General features: G+C 55.6%; 13 protein-coding genes. 12 read left to right on the plus strand and 1 reads right to left on the minus strand.

The window, feature by feature from the left end; all coding sequences use genetic code 11:
• Positions 1 to 87 precede the first annotated feature (87 nt).
• On the minus strand, positions 88 to 792 hold the full coding sequence (locus HYPGJ_RS15640) for a response regulator transcription factor (protein WP_046847941.1): 705 nt from the start codon (positions 790 to 792) through the stop codon (positions 88 to 90).
• Between the two features lie 565 nt (positions 793 to 1,357).
• Between HYPGJ_RS15640 and HYPGJ_RS15645 the strand changes: the two genes are divergently transcribed.
• The 12 genes from HYPGJ_RS15645 to HYPGJ_RS18490 all read left to right on the plus strand — a co-directional run bounded on the left by HYPGJ_RS15645 (position 1,358) and on the right by HYPGJ_RS18490 (position 15,097).
• Positions 1,358 to 2,665 (plus strand): transporter substrate-binding domain-containing protein, encoded by a 1,308-nt coding sequence (locus tag HYPGJ_RS15645; protein ID WP_046847942.1) that lies wholly within the window; start codon positions 1,358 to 1,360, stop codon positions 2,663 to 2,665.
• Between the two features lie 143 nt (positions 2,666 to 2,808).
• Positions 2,809 to 3,711: an urea ABC transporter permease subunit UrtB gene (gene urtB, locus HYPGJ_RS15650; RefSeq protein WP_046847943.1), complete on the plus strand. Its 903-nt coding sequence runs from the start codon at positions 2,809 to 2,811 to the stop codon at positions 3,709 to 3,711.
• A gap of 5 nt (positions 3,712 to 3,716) precedes the next feature.
• Entirely contained in the window at positions 3,717 to 4,853 is a 1,137-nt protein-coding gene (urtC, locus tag HYPGJ_RS15655; protein ID WP_046847944.1) for an urea ABC transporter permease subunit UrtC, read from the plus strand.
• Positions 4,853 to 5,596, plus strand: coding sequence for an urea ABC transporter ATP-binding protein UrtD (gene urtD, locus HYPGJ_RS15660; protein ID WP_046847945.1), 744 nt, complete (start codon positions 4,853 to 4,855; stop codon positions 5,594 to 5,596). Before urtC ends, urtD begins: the two co-directional genes overlap by 1 nt.
• Position 5,597: 1 nt before the next feature.
• Entirely contained in the window at positions 5,598 to 6,293 is a 696-nt protein-coding gene (gene urtE, locus HYPGJ_RS15665; protein ID WP_046847946.1) for an urea ABC transporter ATP-binding subunit UrtE, read from the plus strand.
• A gap of 85 nt (positions 6,294 to 6,378) precedes the next feature.
• The gene (locus HYPGJ_RS15670; RefSeq protein WP_046847947.1) at positions 6,379 to 6,828 is read left to right on the plus strand and encodes a hypothetical protein; all 450 of its coding nucleotides are present in this window, start codon (positions 6,379 to 6,381) and stop codon (positions 6,826 to 6,828) included.
• A gap of 74 nt (positions 6,829 to 6,902) precedes the next feature.
• A complete protein-coding gene (locus tag HYPGJ_RS15675) occupies positions 6,903 to 9,293 on the plus strand; it encodes a N,N-dimethylformamidase beta subunit family domain-containing protein (protein ID WP_083984153.1) in 2,391 nt (796 codons plus the stop codon).
• A 76-nt stretch (positions 9,294 to 9,369) separates the two neighbouring features.
• Positions 9,370 to 10,542, plus strand: a complete 1,173-nt coding sequence (locus tag HYPGJ_RS15680; protein ID WP_143440547.1) for a Rieske (2Fe-2S) protein — start codon at positions 9,370 to 9,372, stop codon at positions 10,540 to 10,542.
• Positions 10,542 to 11,231, plus strand: a complete 690-nt coding sequence (locus tag HYPGJ_RS15685; protein ID WP_046847949.1) for a tetratricopeptide repeat protein — start codon at positions 10,542 to 10,544, stop codon at positions 11,229 to 11,231. Before HYPGJ_RS15680 ends, HYPGJ_RS15685 begins: the two co-directional genes overlap by 1 nt.
• Positions 11,232 to 11,242: 11 nt before the next feature.
• Positions 11,243 to 11,548 carry a hypothetical protein gene (locus HYPGJ_RS15690; RefSeq protein WP_046848475.1) on the plus strand — a complete coding sequence of 102 codons (306 nt, stop codon included), beginning with the start codon at positions 11,243 to 11,245 and terminating at the stop codon, positions 11,546 to 11,548.
• A gap of 136 nt (positions 11,549 to 11,684) precedes the next feature.
• On the plus strand, positions 11,685 to 12,998 hold the full coding sequence (locus tag HYPGJ_RS15695; protein WP_046848476.1) for a transporter substrate-binding domain-containing protein: 1,314 nt from the start codon (positions 11,685 to 11,687) through the stop codon (positions 12,996 to 12,998).
• Complete coding sequence (locus tag HYPGJ_RS18490) at positions 12,995 to 15,097, plus strand: hybrid sensor histidine kinase/response regulator (protein WP_159108312.1); 2,103 nt, start codon at positions 12,995 to 12,997, stop codon at positions 15,095 to 15,097. The genes HYPGJ_RS15695 and HYPGJ_RS18490 overlap by 4 nt, the downstream gene beginning before the upstream one ends.
• Positions 15,098 to 15,114: the final 17 nt, after the last annotated feature.

The following is a 15,114-nucleotide window of genomic DNA, read 5'->3' on the forward strand; positions in this document are numbered from 1 at the left end:
ACTTGCTCTTGTGCTGGAGAGGCTGGCAGCGGGCGCTTGCTGAGAGCTGCATTTGAGGGGCGTCCACCATTACGAGAGACCGGCGATTCAGGTGGCGTCTTTGGCGATTTGCGAGCCGCGCCGCGAATACTTGGCGATTGCGTCGGTTCGACTTTTGGCGCCGAGAATTTTGTAGATCCTCGAAAGATGCATTTTGACGGTTCCCGTCGTCAGGTTGAGTTGAGAGGCAATCTCCTTGTTGGAGCGCCCTTCCGAAATCAGGTTCATGACGTCTTCCTGCCGGTTCGTCAGGCCATGAAGTTCGCGAACCGAGCGCCGGCCCTGCTCGCCCCCTGCTGAAGCCTCCGTATCTGCAGAGGCGATGTCGCTTCCAGTCAATTGAAGAACGTCGGGCGGGACATAGATGCCGCCGGAAAGAACGAGGCGGATTGCGTTGATCGCGACTTCAGGAGCGGACGTTTTCGGAATGTAGCCCATCGCGCCGGCTCGCAAGGCCTCGCGAATTGTTTGTGCATCCTCTCGAACGGACACCACAATGACGGGAAGATCGGGCCACGTGGAGCAAATGTGCCGAACGCTGGCGATGGACTCCATGCCAGGCATAAGCAAATCGAGGAGGAGCAAATCGACATCTTCGTTGGACGTCAGCGCCGAAATCGTCTTTTCGTAGCTATTGCACTCGACGAGCTGGGTGTCGGGATACAAAATCTTGATCAGAATACCGACGCCGCCACGCACCAGAGCGTGATCGTCCGCAACAACGATCCGCATGGGCGACTCGTTAGTGTCCATCGGGTGTCTCCGTTTGGGATGCGCAAGTCCTTAAGGCCCGCAAACTTTTCCATTACATACGCGACGTAAGGCCGACGATACCAGACCAAACATGACTGAGAGATGCGTGTTTTCTGCGGGCCTCTCATCCAGCGTGCAGATATTCGCCGTGTGTCGCAAGTAGTGCCACCGGACAACGTGGCAAACGACAATAGCTGGGCCGTACCATTTGCCAGATCTTTTGCAACGGCAACATCAAACCTGCAGCTGATTAATCGGTTCGGTGTGCGCCTCCCCGAATGCCGAAGCACATCGAGCAGCGTCGGACTTCACACGCAATCATTAGTAACTAAAGTTATATATCGAAGGGCGTAATTTATGGTGTCAAAGGTAGATATTTAACTTGACCCATTCCAAATAGCATGCGTTATTTAGTCATCGGCATGGGTCTATAATCCTTATTGAGTGCCATTTGGCTATAAGGGTTAAGTCTTATTGCCGCGGGAGAAAACGCAAAAGCCCGCAAAAAGCGGGCGTGGCATAGACCGCCGGCCAGCGAGCCGTCCGGTCGTATTTGGAGGGGCGCATGGACGTCACGCGCAGAACTGTATTCAAAACGGTTGGCGGGGCAGCGCTTGCATCGCTTGCAGCGCCAGCAATCATTCCATCATCGGCGAAGTCGGAACCTTGGGTCGCCAAGGGAGCAAACATTAAAGTCGGTGTTCTCTTTTCCCAGTCGGGCGCACTTGCAGTCGTAGAAAACGATTCAACTCAAGTCGTTCGTTTTGCCATCGACGAAATCAACGCTAATGGCGGCATTGGCGGCCATAAGGTCGAACCGGTCATCATCGACGCAAAATCCGACATCAAAGTCTATTCGGAGAAGATCAGCCAGCTCATCCTTCGCGATCGCGTCATCAGCACGTTCGGCGGATATACGGAATCAAGCAAGCGCGCCGTCGCTCCGTTCGTCATGGCTCGCGACCATCTCTTCTACTATCCGACCTGCTACGCGGGTCGCGAATGCATGCAGAACATCATCTGCACCGGTCCTCTGTCGAACCAGCACTCGTTCGACATCATTCCCTACATGGTCGAAAACTTCGGCAAGAAAGTCTACTTCGTAGGCTCCAACTATGTCTGGCCCAAGGAATCGAACAAGAACGCCCGAGTTTGGCTGGAGAAGGTCGGCGGTCAAGTCGTCGGCGAGGACTACGTCCCGATCGGCGGCTCCGAGTTCGCTCCGATCTTCAACAAGATTCGCCAGGAGAAGCCGGACTTCATCTTCTCGACGGTTATCGGTGACTCCGACGTCGCGCTTCACAAGCAGTTCCTCGCCGAAGGCTTCAAGGCCGACAAGACTCCGATCGCTTCTCTGACTTGCGGCGAAATTGAATCGCGCGCCATGGGTGCGGAAGCAGCGGCCGGACACTTCCTCGCGGCGCCTTACTTCCAAACGCTCGAAAACCCGACCAACCAGAAGTTCGTTGAGAATTACCTGAAGAGCAAATACGGCGGCGGCGGCGTCACCCACTACAACATGGAAGAAACTTATCTTGCAGTCTATTTCTGGAAAGCCGCATTCGAAAAGGCTCTGGAAAATACCGGAAATATCGAAGATGTCACGCCGCGTATGATCCGCGATTTGTCGGGCGGCATCGTTCTCGATGACGATATTTCGCCGGAAGGCAAAGTCTGGATTGACCCGGACAACTTCAATATGTGGCTGAAACCGAAGATCGGTCAGTGCCAATCGAACGGTCAGTTCAAACTCGTCAAGTCGTCGCCTGAGCATGTCGGGCCGAATCCGATGGGGATTTATCCCGAGCGGGGCGTTTGCAAAGCTGACGGTTTGCATACGCCGGACGGCAAGATTCTGAAAAACGTTCTCTAACCTTCACGCGATCGCTTCCTCCGCCTCGCGAACCGACACTGGCCGGCAGGCCAGTGTCGGAAGGGTAGACTTTGCGCGTCGACCGACAGCTCGGCGCGCGGGACTTCGCGAGTTGCCGCGATCCAACCGAACGGACGACGCCAATGAGTATCAATGAATTTTCGACCGCGTTCGAATTGTATCCATTTTTGAATGCGCTCGCGATCGGGTTGAGCATCGCGAGTATCTGGTTTGTTGCTGCGCTGGGATTGACGATTATTTACGGAACGATGGGCGTCATCAACATGGCGCACGGCGAGTTCATCATGCTCGGCGCATACGCGGCGATGGTCCTGCAGTCGTTTATTGGCGTTCCGTTTCTCCTTTGCATTCCGCTGTCGTTCTTCCTCATAGCCGGCTTCGGTTGGCTGATAGAGCGAGGCTTGATCCGCACACTCTACAAGCGCCCACTCGATACGCTTCTGGCGACGTGGGGTTTGTCACTCATCCTCATTCAGTCCGTGCGGCTGATCTTCGGTCCTTCGCCGCAGTATATTGCGGTGCCGGATTGGCTGAATTTCCAGCTCGACCTTGGTTTCATCCACCTCGCGGGACTGCGCGTTTTCATCATCGGCGTCGCGCTCGGGCTGATGGCGATCACTTGGTACCTGATGTATCGCACGACCTGGGGAATCCAGGTCCGCGCGGTCATGCAGGACAAGGAGATGGCCGCGTCGTTCGGCATCAATACGGACCGCATTTACGGACTGACTTTCGCTTACGGCGCGGGCCTCGCAGGCGCAGCGGGCTCGATGTTCGGAGCGTTGAAGACGCTCTTTCCCGACATGGGGTCGGGATACATCGTCGAAGCCTTCTTGGTCGTGGTCGTTGGTGGCGTGCAGCTCGTCGGTAGCGTGCTGTCAGCGTTCCTGCTCGGCGAACTCAACTCGATCTTCTCATATTTCACGAACGATACGTTCGCCCGCTTCGTCCTGTTCACCCTCGTTGTCATTTTCCTCCGCTTCAGGCCGCAAGGTCTGATCTCGGAAGGCATGCGGAGGCGCTGAGTATCATGAAAGAAAGAGCAGATAACGTGCCTGGCAACATCTATCATAATCGAAAAGCACAGTGGGCGGCGTACCTGGCGCTCTTCGCGGCTCTCGCGCTCCTGCCGCTGATTGCGGGTGATTCATTCGTACTCAATCAGCTCGCTCGCTATGCGGCGTTGGCTATGCTTGCGGTGTCCGTGAGCTTCGTCTGGGGATACGGCGGTATCCTCAGTCTTGGTCAAGGCATCGCGTTCGGCATTGCCGCTTACGGCATGGCCATGACCATGCAGATGCAGTCGCAGGACCCGGTAAGTGCGCCGATTCCGAGCTTCATGCTGACAAACGGCATCGAAACTCTGCCTTGGCTGTGGGCGCCGTTTTGGTCGACGCCGGTTGGCTTGATCCTAACTCTTGCCGTGCCAACGCTGTTTTTCATCGGCTTCGGCGCCATGATGTTCCAAGCGCGCGTCGCGGGTGTTTTCGTTGCGATCATGACGTTGGCCATGCTCGCCGCGCTCTACTCGATGGCGTACGATATGCAGCCATACACGGCTGGTTTTAACGGCATCACACCGCCCGCTCCGTTCGTATTCATGGGCATCACTTTCGATCCCTACGGAACGACCGCCTATTACCTCTGCATTGCGATACTCGCGTTCGTCACGCTCTCCGCCAAGGCGCTGCTGCAGTCAAAATTCGGAACGATCGTGCAGGCGATCCGTGACGACGCTGAACGTGTCCGCTTCCTTGGCTACAACGTTGCTTACTACCAGGTCGTCGTATTCGCGATTTCCGGCCTCATTGCAGCCTTTGGTGGGCTCTGCTGGGTGCTGATCGTGCAGTACGTCTCGCCGACGTCGTTCGAGATCACGCTCAGTATTTCGGCTGTGATCTGGGCAGCTGTTGGTGGCCGCATGTCGCTCTTCGGCGCGATCGTCGGCGCATTCCTGATCAATGGAATGCAGAGCTATCTCGGAGATGAGCTGCAGCAGATCTGGCTCATCATTCTCGGCGCGGCCTTCATTGGTGTTGTGCTGTTCCTGCCGAACGGCATCGCCGGAGTCATCGAGCGCGTTCTCGAAGGCGTGAAGCCAAATCGCGAAACATCGTCGGATCGTCAGCTCGCAAGCATTGGCGATAGCGTCAAGGAGTCGGTCTAATGAGGCTGCTTGAAATCAAAGATCTCCATAAATCGTACGGCGACACGGTCGTCATCGATGGGCTCAATCTGACGATCAACAAGGGTGAGCTGCGTTGCCTGCTGGGACCGAATGGCGCCGGCAAGACGACCACGATGGATCTCATTTCCGGCCGTCAGCGGAAATCCGCTGGGGTGGTCATGTTCAATGGCGAAGACATCTCGTCGTTGTCGGAACATCAAATCGTACGCCGAGGGATCGGACGCAAATTTCAAGTGCCGGCCGTGTTTAAGGACCTGACGGTTCGCGACAATCTCGAAACGTCATTCGGCACTCGCAAAGATCCATTTCAGAACATGACGAGCTTTCAGCGCTCGAACGGCCTGAAGCGGTTCGACGATGTCATCGGCATCATCGGTCTTGGCGACCGGATGAATACGGTAGCCGGTGTGCTTTCGCACGGTGAAACGCAATGGCTCGAAATCGGAATGGTTCTGATGCAGAGCCCGGACCTTCTCCTCATGGACGAGCCGACGGCAGGCATGACCGAGAAGGAAACGATGAAGACGTCGAAGATATTCAACGCGCTCAAAGGCGACCACACGCTCATCGTTGTCGAGCATGACATGTCTTTCGTTCGCGAAATAGCTGACGTGATTACGGTCATGCACCAGGGCAAATGGCTTGCCGAGGGCGGCATCGAGGACATCGAGAAAAACCCTGTGGTCCGCGAAGTCTACTTGGGCGCGGAGGGCATTCACTGACATGCTGCATCTCACAAACATCACATCCTACTACGGAAAAACGCCGGTGTTGCACAACATCAGCGTTGACCTCGAAGAAGGCGAGTGCCTGTGCGTCCTCGGGCGCAACGGCGTCGGCAAAACGACGTTGCTGCAAACGATTATGGGGCTCACCACCCGCATGTCGGGCACGTGCGTTCTGAACAACGCCGATGTCAGCCAGATGCAAACGTCGGAGCGCGCGCGTGCGGGCCTCGGATACGTTCCGCAAGGGCGGAGAATCCTCGGCAAGTTCACGGTTCGCGAGAACATACTGCTCGGCACGTTTGCGCGTGAGGACAGAAAGGCTGTGATTCCGCCGCTCTGTTTGGAGCTGTTTCCCTATCTCGCGCAGAACCTCGACAAGAAGGCGGGGTTCTTGTCGGGCGGACAACAGCAGCAGCTGGCGATAGCTCGTGCGCTCGCAACCGATCCGAAGATTCTTTTGCTCGATGAGCCGACCGAAGGAATTCAGCCAAACATCGTTGCGGACATCCAGGCGGCGCTCGTCCGCTTGAATAAGGAATTCGGCATCTCGCTGGTCCTCACCGAGCAGCACATCAAGATCGCGAAAGCGATGTCCGACAAATACGTCGTCCTCGATACCGGCCGCGTCGTCAGCTCCGGAGCATCCGAGAATTTAACGCAAGAGATCGTCGACAAGCATTTGTCGATTTGAGTGTGGGCCGGCGTTCCCGGCTTTCAATCGGAATGCCCCCGTCGTGGGGGATTTTGGACCGTCAAAGGAGATAAAGGAGCACGACATGATCAGCATTCCCAAGAAAGGCACTCCCGAACGGGAGAGACTTATTGCTGAACACCGCGCCTGCATTGACTCGATGAAAGGCGTCGCGGGATGCAGCGTACTACGCTGCAAAACACCGGGCGATACGACGGAACTGAGTGGCGGAATTCATGAGGACTTACTCCTCAACCGCGTTCTCATCCGTCTGCGGACTCAGATGCCCGGCAACTTCAAGGGCAAGCTCATCGTGATTTGCACGGAGCCCGAGAAGTCCTGGCGCATCGGCCGCCTCAGTGGCATTCGCGGCGTTCCGCCGACCTTCGCGACCGACAAGGTCTACGACAACGAGCAAGACCCGCAGCACGACATATTTCTCATGCGTCTCGACGAGTTCCCGGAAACGGACGGTTTTGCCGAGCACTTCCACGAGGGCTGGAAGCGCCACGACGACAACTGGACGGTGACCTGAACTGTCGAGACGCAAGAGAACTAGGCCGGGAGCGCACGCGCGCAAAGTCATGATGGAATCTAAGGAATCGTAATATGGGTGCTATGAGGTTGACAGGCTATGCCGATCGGTTCGGCGTAAATCCGGGTAGTAAAATCAAGTTCTATGTGAACTGTGATGGCCCCAAGAAATACAAAGTCGAAATCGTCGAGATGATCAACGGCAACCCGAACCCACGCGGGCCGGGCGTTGTTGAGAAGTCGGTTGCTGCCGCTTGTAACGGTGAATACGAAGGCCGTCCGCAGATCATACACGGCGGCTCATATGGCTATGTCGAAGACAAGACGCAGCTTCACCTCGACAGCTTCACGATGCAGTGCTGGATTTGGCCAACAACACCCAAGACCCATCCGAAATACTGGCGCCACGGCGCGCAAGGGTTGATGGGCAAGTGGTCCAACGGCAAGGGTTACGGCCTCTTCATCAATGAAGACGGCTGCATTGAGCTTCGCGTCAACAACGAGAAAGTTGCGACGACTGCGCCGGTTCGCGACCACGCATGGCATTTTATTGCAGCGACGTACGATAGCAAAACTGGCGAGGCGGTTCTCTATCACGAACCCCAGATCGTCTATGCGTTGGACCCGGCGATCCCGCCGGTGAAAAAGAAGCTGGGCGTCAAAGTCGAAAATCAGAAGGGCGTTCCCTTCACCGTTGCGGCTTACACCAAGGCGCTCGACAACAGCCCGCTGGCGAGATCGTCACGGCCGGCAGGCATCGTGATGTCCGGTCAGTACAATGGCAAGATCGATAGTCCCCGGCTGTGCAACAAAGCACTGAGCCGGCAGGACATCGAGACCATGAAACTCGGCTCGCAGCCGGGTATGTCTGAACGTCGTCACTGCGGCCCGACAGGCGAACTCGCTGAAGCCATCGTCGGATCGTGGGACTTCTCTGACGGTATCAACACCATCATTGGTCGCGATCACGGCCCATATGTCTTTGATATTCAGCTCGTCAACTGTCCGACGCGCGCGATGACGGGACATAACTTCACGGGTCATAACTTCGATTGGAAGCACGCGCCGAAGGAATACGGAGCCATCCACTTCCACGACGATGATGTCGATGACGCACGTTGGGAAGTCGACTTCGAGTGGGACGTTCCGGCAAACCAGCGGAGCATGTCCTACGCAGCCAAGCTGACGACCAAGGAAGGTGACGAAGACTACATTCCGTTCTGGGTGGTGCCAGAGCTTGGCAAGGCGACGGCAAAAATTGCCGTTATGATACCGACCATCAGCTACATGGCCTATGCGAACGAGCATCTCGCCAACAACGCCGGTGGCGCCGAACTCCTCGTCTACCGCGTTCCGATCATGCAAGATCAGAACATGTTCTTGAGCGAGCATCGCGAATATGGCGGCTCAGTGTATGACACCCATACGGATGGCAGCGGTCTTTGCCTTTCGTCACGCCTGCGGCCGATTCTTTCGATCAGGCCGAAATACGATCACTTCCTGATGCAGGCACCATGGCAGTACCCGGCGGATCTTCACTTGATCTACTGGCTCGAAACCATGGGCTATAAGTTCGACGTGATCACCGACGAGGACATCGCATACGAAGGCCTCGCTCGCCTCGAGCAGTACAACGTCGTCATCAGCGGCTCTCACCCCGAGCATAGCAACGGGAAGCAGCTCGACGCGTTGCACAACTACACGCAACGCGGCGGCCGTCTCATGTATATGGGCGCTGACGGTTGGTATTGGGTGCATTCGTATCATCCCGCATACGATCATCTGGGTCGTGGCGTCATGACCGAGATGCGCCGTTGCGAAAGCGGCATTCGTACCTGGCGCGCTGATCCTGGTGAATATTATCATCAGAGCACGGGTGAGCTCGGCGGCATGTGGCGGTATCGTGGACGTTATCTCCACTCTGTCGCCGGCACGGGTATGTCGTCGGAAGGCTTTGACGTTTCGACGTACTATACGCGGACTGAAGACAGTAAAGATCCGCGCGTCGCATGGGCCTTCGAAGGCATCTCTTACGACGAGAAGCTTGGCAACTTCGGGTTCGTCGGCGGCGGTGCTGCGGGCACGGAACTCGACATTGTCGACACGATGTTGGGATCGCCGCCGCATACGCTTCTCGTAGCGACATCGGCCGGGCGTCATACGGAAGCTTATCTCCTCGTCATGGAGGACTACGGCTTCAGTCAGCAGGGCATCGACGGAACGCAGCACCCGCGTGTTCGCTCCGACATCGCCTTCCACGAGACGCCGAACGGCGGCGCATGCTTCGCGTTTAGCGCCATCGCGTTCTGTGGAGCGTTGCCTTGGAACAATTGCCAGAACAACATCTCGAAGTTGGTCGGCAACGTGCTCAATCACTTCATGCAAGACGGCCCGCTCCCGCAGCCGCCTGCATCAGCGATCAAGCACCGAGGTAGAGCAGACTACGAGCCGTCGACGGCGAAGTAGAATGCTCATCTGACAAGGCCACCCCGCCTTTTCTTGGCGGGGTGGCTGCCTTTCACGGGATTCCGGGAGTCTTCACATGTCGATGCAAGTAGATTTGAGAAACCCTGAGCTTGGATATTTCGACGAAGGGATGAATCTCAGCGACGCAGCAGTCTATCGAGATGCCTGCTTGCCCTTTGGTCAGGCGACGAAGCTGCCGCCCGTTGCCTATCGATCCAAAGTATTTCTCGAACTCGAAAGCGAAAAAGTTTGGACGAGGAGCTGGGTTGCCATCGGCCTCCAACAGCAGATTCCGAACGCCGGCGATTTGCTGCCGATGACGATCGGAATGCATGGCATCCACGCTCAGCGCCAAGCCGACGGCTCGATTTCTGCACGCATGAATAGGCACCAGCATGGTGGCTGCCGCTTCGTGCCGGAGCAGTGCCGGTCTGGGCGACAGACGAAGTGTTCAATCACATCTTGCAATTATACGCGCGACTCCGATGTGATGCTCGCGAATCCCAACGGCGAAAACACCGATTTGATGTACAAGTTCGTTGGCCTTACGCCGGAACGGCTTGCATCCGTCAAGTTTGAGACATGGGGTCCGTTTTTATTCGTGAATCTCGACCCTGAATGTGAGCCGCTCGCCACTCAGCTTGGTGGCCTGCGCGGTGCCATGGGTGATGATTTCGGATTGTCGTTGACGCTTTCCGCAAAGAGTTGGATCGATTTCAAATGCAACTGGAAGCTGGCCGCAAGCGCGCTGTCGCGTCCGGCTGCACCCGGGGAACCCACCAACAAATATCTGAATGCCGAAGCTTGCTACAGCTGCATTGAGGGGCCGTACGCGCTTTCAAATAGCAGCGCCAAAATGGTGTGGCTCTTTCCGAACCTGCTCTTTTCAATAGAAGACGACAGCATCGCAGTCGTACTTCTGCAGTCAACAGGGGTTGAAAAAACGCTTGCACGCTGCTTTTGGCTAGCACCGAAATCGGAGACGATATCGCAGACCACTGAAAGATTTGTCCAATGGACTTCTCTGATTCAAAAGCATGGGACGCAAGCGGAGCAAACGCATCGCGACTACGCTGCGATGGGCGCTGCAACGCACCATGATGCTGGTACGGACGATTTACTGCTTGAGGATAATATCGGTGCTTATAATTTAAATCAGTTCCTGGCATATCGGCTGCCTCTTGAGCACCGCTATTATTGGAACGCCCCGATCATGGACGCGGCAATGATGCAACGTCGAGCACGGTGATGAGTAGCAAGATGGCAATCACTCAACAGCACGAGCGCGCGCGGACCGCTTATCAGGCCGGTTCTTTTAAGGAAGCTTTTGAGATCTGGAGCAACTTGGCTGAAGCCGGTGAGGCTGAAGCCCAGTGTTGGGTAGGATCTCTTTATGCGAACGGCGAAGGTGTAGCCGTTGACGATCAGCAGGCGTTGCACTGGTACAGTGCGGCGGCCCAACAAGGCCACCATATGGCGCAAGCCAATGCTGGTGCTTTTTTGTTTATGGGACGCGGCGCGAAAAAGGATCCGGACCAGGCCGTAAGATGGCTGAAGAGTGCAGCAGACGGCGGAGACTTGAACGGCCTCTTCAATCTAGCGGTGCTGTATACGAAGGGCGAAGGGGTCGCCGTAGATTTTGAGAAGGCGGCAGAACTCTATCGTCGGGCAGCGGAGCTTGGTCATTACCCCTCGCAATCGCGCTTGGGATACATGTACTTACAGGGGCAAGGTGTTCCGAAAGATCGTGTTCAGGCTTACCTCTGGCTCTCGCTCGCTTCGCAGCATGGTATCGGTACGGCTCTCGATGCGCTCGAAGGCGTGGTGAAGGAAATGTCCGCCGAAGAAAAGCAAAAGGGCGCGATGCTATTCGAGCAGTGGCGCACGCGTACAAAATCGAATGATGGCCCGACAGCCATCTACCCGATCCCGACATAAGAATCCGGATGATGATCTACAGCGTCCAGCAAATAAAATTCGATATACTCAGCTATATCAAAGAGTTCGACACTGACTTCAGAGCCTGGTACGTGGGGATTTCCAACGAACCGAGAGCCGCGATGCAGCGTGATCACGGCGTCGACTTTGAAAAGGATATTTGGCTGCAGAAGCGCGCGGTTTCATTTTCGGCCTGTCGTACCGTCCAACGGTATTTTATCGAAACGCTCAAGACGGATGGTATCCCAGTATCCACTGGCACGGATCAGATGAACTGGGTTTATCTCTATAGGAAGCGGCAAGGAACGCATCCCTAGTATCCCGCGTACCACTCGGTGGCGTATGGGACTAGACAAAGTAGACCTACTTGGAGAAGTATAGATCATTGGCGCGGGGAAATTCGCTTCCCTGTCAGTGCCCAAAAAGCCCGCATTTGAAAAAGGGGCGCACACGATGATCACTCGGCGAAATTTCGTTAAATTCGTCGGGAGTGCTGCAGCCGTGGCAGCCGCGCCGAGTTGTCCGAGCGCTCAGGGCCCGCTTTTCAATGCGCCTACGGCCCCGGCCATTATTCAAAAACGAAAAATCAAGGTCGGACTGCTCTGGTCGCTCACCGGCCATCTTGCCGTAATCGAGAAGCCTTCTCGAGACGTTGCGCTTTTTTGGATCGGCGAAGTCAATCGCAATGGCGGCGTGGCGGGGGCCGAGATCGAACCCGTCATCATTGATACCCGTTCGGATCTAAAGGCCTGCCGTGCAGGAATTCTGCGGATCATGCTCCAGGAAGGAGCTTTGGCGACGTTCGGCGGCTACATCTCGGCAAGCCGAAGGGCAGTCATGCCGCTGGTCACGCAGCACAAGAGTTTGTTCTACTATTCCACATGCTACGAAGGCCGCGAGTGCTGGCAGCATATCATCTGCACGGGGCCGATCGCCAATCAGCATACGTTCGATCTGATCCCGTACATGGCGGCCAATCACGGCAAGCGCGCGTATTTCGTCGGTTCCAATTATGTTTGGGCGCGCGAGATAAATCGCAATGCCAAACGCTGGCTCTTTGATGCCGACGGCGAGCTGGTCGGTGAACGCTATGTTCCGCTCGGAAGCGGAGAGTTTGAGGACGTGTTCGCTGACATCAAGCGACAGGCGCCGGACTGGATTTTCTCAACGCTCGTCAGCGACTCGGACATCTATTTCCGGCTGAAGTATGTGCACGCGGGCCTTACGCCTGATCGCTTTCCGACGGCTTCGCTCACAACATCCGAGCTTGAAATTAAAACGATCGGATCGGAATACGGTCACGGGCATATCCTTTGCGCGCCCTATTTTCAGAGTCTCGATAATCCGACGAACAAGGTCTTTGTCGAAAAGTTTTTGTCCAGCCAGTTCGGGAAAAGCGGCGTAACGCACTACAATATGGAGGAGACTTACCTCGCCTTTCTCTATTTCAAAAAAGCTATAGAAGCAGTGGTGGAACACGAAGGGTTCGAAGCTCTGTCTCCGGAGAATGTTCGCCGGTATTCCGCGGGTTTGGAGCTGACCGACGCGGAATCGCCCGAAGGACGGGTGCAAATCGATCCGTCTAATTTCAACAGCTGGTTGAAGCCGAAGATTGGCCGCTTCAATGCGGGCGGGCAGATCGACGTCCTGTGGGAGCGAAAGGAGAACATCGCGCCGCTCCCTTACATGATCTATCCAGAGCGAGGCGTATGCAGACCGGATGGCCTGCACCTGACAAACGGAAGTGTGGTAAAAGCGGCATCATGAAATTGCGTGCGATGGACCTTCTGGCGATGTGTGGCCGGGCATTTGTAATGCCCTTGCGGCACATCTTCGACAATCTGTCCGTCAGCCAAAAAGTCATGACGATCATCGTCGTCGAGATCCTGTCGTACTCTGTCATCACCTCAATCGCCGTTTATCAGATTCATCTGGTCGGCACCGAGATCCGGCAGATGGCCAATCTTTACATTCCGCTTCTGTCGGACATGGAATCAATACGCCGGCAAATTCAGGAAGAACGGCTGAATTTCAAAGACGTCGTATTTCATGGCGACCGCGTCGTATACGACAAGGACTCCGAAGACACCTACCTTACAGCCAGGACGAGATATTACGGCGCAAGCACGTCAATTATTGAAAAAATTTCGGCATCCGAAAACTTGATTTGGAAAGCCACCGAAGGCGGCGAACAGACAGGAGCATTGGTTCAGAATTTTGCGCCGCGTCTGCTCGCGCGGCTTGATGCCATTCGGGATGCGCATCAGAAAATAGCAGAGCAGATGAAGCGCATTTTCTCCCACGTGGAAAATGGCTCGTTCCTGATGGGCATGGAGCTTGTTGACGGCGTCGGCCTCGACGAGAAGAAGTTGCTCGATGAACTCAATTTTCTGGAATCCGATCTTCAGCAGCTGAAGACCCGCTCTGTCGAATACGCCATAAGCGTCGAACATACGTCGTCCATCATGACGATCATATCGTCAATCCTGACCGTATGCATTGTGATCGCGGTTTTCTTCTTGGTCGTAAAAAAGAACATCGCGAAACCGCTGCATGTGCTGACCGACGCCATCAAGAACTTCAATCCGCTTGACGATAAAGTGGCTTCCGAAGAGCTTGCGGAGGTCATGTCTCGGGGCGACGAACTCGGCATGGTTGGCCGTTCGCTGAGTGATCTAAAGCAAGCCTTAAGTGCCAATAGTCATGCGCTGCAAGCCGCGAAGGTTTCGGCGGAGCGTGCGGACCTTGCCAAATCGCGCTTCCTCGCAGCGGCGAGCCATGACATGCGGCAGCCATTGCACGCGATGCAAATGTACATTGCCGCGCTCCGCCACCGTATCCAGGATCGCGAGACGCTTGCGATTCTTTCAGATACGCAGGCCGTCGCGATGGCGGCCAGCAGGTTGCTCAATTCTCTTCTTGATGTTTCGCAGCTCGAAGCCGGCGTCGTGATTCCGCAGAAGGAAGATTTTCGCGTCCAAGATCTTTTCAATCGGGTGACGATTTCGTTCTTGCCGCTATCCTACAAGAAAAACCTTTCCCTACGCACCGTATCGACGTCTGCGGTTGTGCATAGCGATCCGGCTTTGCTCGAACGTATCATTGGAAACTTTCTCGCCAATGCCGTCACATACACGCAGACGGGTCGCATCCTGCTCGGATGCCGTCAGCGCGGAAATGATGTCATAATTCAGGTTTGGGATAGCGGACCGGGTATCCCCGCCGAGCAGGCTGAATATATATTCGAAGATTTTCGTCAGCTGCACAACGAAGAGCGGGACAGAAGCAAAGGCATTGGTCTCGGATTGGCGATCGTGCGCCGCCTCGGTAACTGTCTGGGTCATAAAATCGAGCACAGTTCGAAGGTCGGCCGTGGATCGTATTTCGGTGTCGTCGTGCAGCGAGGTGTGCGCGCACCTGAGCCGGATCAATTCAATGAATGCTCGGAAGTCGCGAATGATCTGACGGGAACGCGAGTGCTTCTGATCGAAGACGATCTTGCTGCAAGTCAGGCAACGGCGCTTCTGATGCGCTCTTGGAAATGTGAGGTATGCTGCGCGCGGAGCATGGACGCTGCAATTGAGCTCGTCGAAACCGGAAAATGCGTTCCGACGATCATCATCGCCGATTATCGATTGCCGGACAAGCAGGACGGCATCCACGTCATTCAGCGCGTTCAGTCTGTCCTTAAAAAGCAGGTGCCGGCGATCATCGTCACGGGCGAAAGCGATTTGAATGTTATTAGGGAAATTGAAAAGACAAATTACGTCATTCTGCGGAAGCCTGTGAGGTCGGCGAAGTTGCGCCGCCTTATCACCTACTACGCCATGCAGGATGAGCCGGCGTACGAGGATTGCGCGAGTTAGCCGGCAAGCGTCCGATA

The organism is Hyphomicrobium sp. GJ21, from assembly GCF_001006785.1.
In the GTDB taxonomy this organism is placed as follows: domain Bacteria; phylum Pseudomonadota; class Alphaproteobacteria; order Rhizobiales; family Hyphomicrobiaceae; genus Hyphomicrobium_B.

Excerpts from the sequence above, each read along its gene's own strand:
- urtE (WP_046847946.1), top strand. The coding sequence starts at position 5,598 with ATGCTGCATCTCACAAACATCACATCCTACTACGGAAAAACGCCGGTG.
- HYPGJ_RS15640 (WP_046847941.1), bottom strand. The coding sequence starts at position 792 with ATGGACACTAACGAGTCGCCCATGCGGATCGTTGTTGCGGACGATCAC.
- HYPGJ_RS18490 (WP_159108312.1), top strand. The coding sequence starts at position 12,995 with ATGAAATTGCGTGCGATGGACCTTCTGGCGATGTGTGGCCGGGCATTT.
- urtB (WP_046847943.1), top strand. The coding sequence starts at position 2,809 with ATGAGTATCAATGAATTTTCGACCGCGTTCGAATTGTATCCATTTTTG.
- urtC (WP_046847944.1), top strand. The coding sequence starts at position 3,717 with ATGAAAGAAAGAGCAGATAACGTGCCTGGCAACATCTATCATAATCGA.
- HYPGJ_RS15695 (WP_046848476.1), top strand. The coding sequence starts at position 11,685 with ATGATCACTCGGCGAAATTTCGTTAAATTCGTCGGGAGTGCTGCAGCC.
- HYPGJ_RS15685 (WP_046847949.1), top strand. The coding sequence starts at position 10,542 with ATGAGTAGCAAGATGGCAATCACTCAACAGCACGAGCGCGCGCGGACC.
- HYPGJ_RS15690 (WP_046848475.1), top strand. The coding sequence starts at position 11,243 with ATGATCTACAGCGTCCAGCAAATAAAATTCGATATACTCAGCTATATC.
- urtD (WP_046847945.1), top strand. The coding sequence starts at position 4,853 with ATGAGGCTGCTTGAAATCAAAGATCTCCATAAATCGTACGGCGACACG.
- HYPGJ_RS15670 (WP_046847947.1), top strand. The coding sequence starts at position 6,379 with ATGATCAGCATTCCCAAGAAAGGCACTCCCGAACGGGAGAGACTTATT.
- HYPGJ_RS15675 (WP_083984153.1), top strand. The coding sequence starts at position 6,903 with ATGGGTGCTATGAGGTTGACAGGCTATGCCGATCGGTTCGGCGTAAAT.
- HYPGJ_RS15680 (WP_143440547.1), top strand. The coding sequence starts at position 9,370 with ATGTCGATGCAAGTAGATTTGAGAAACCCTGAGCTTGGATATTTCGAC.
- HYPGJ_RS15645 (WP_046847942.1), top strand. The coding sequence starts at position 1,358 with ATGGACGTCACGCGCAGAACTGTATTCAAAACGGTTGGCGGGGCAGCG.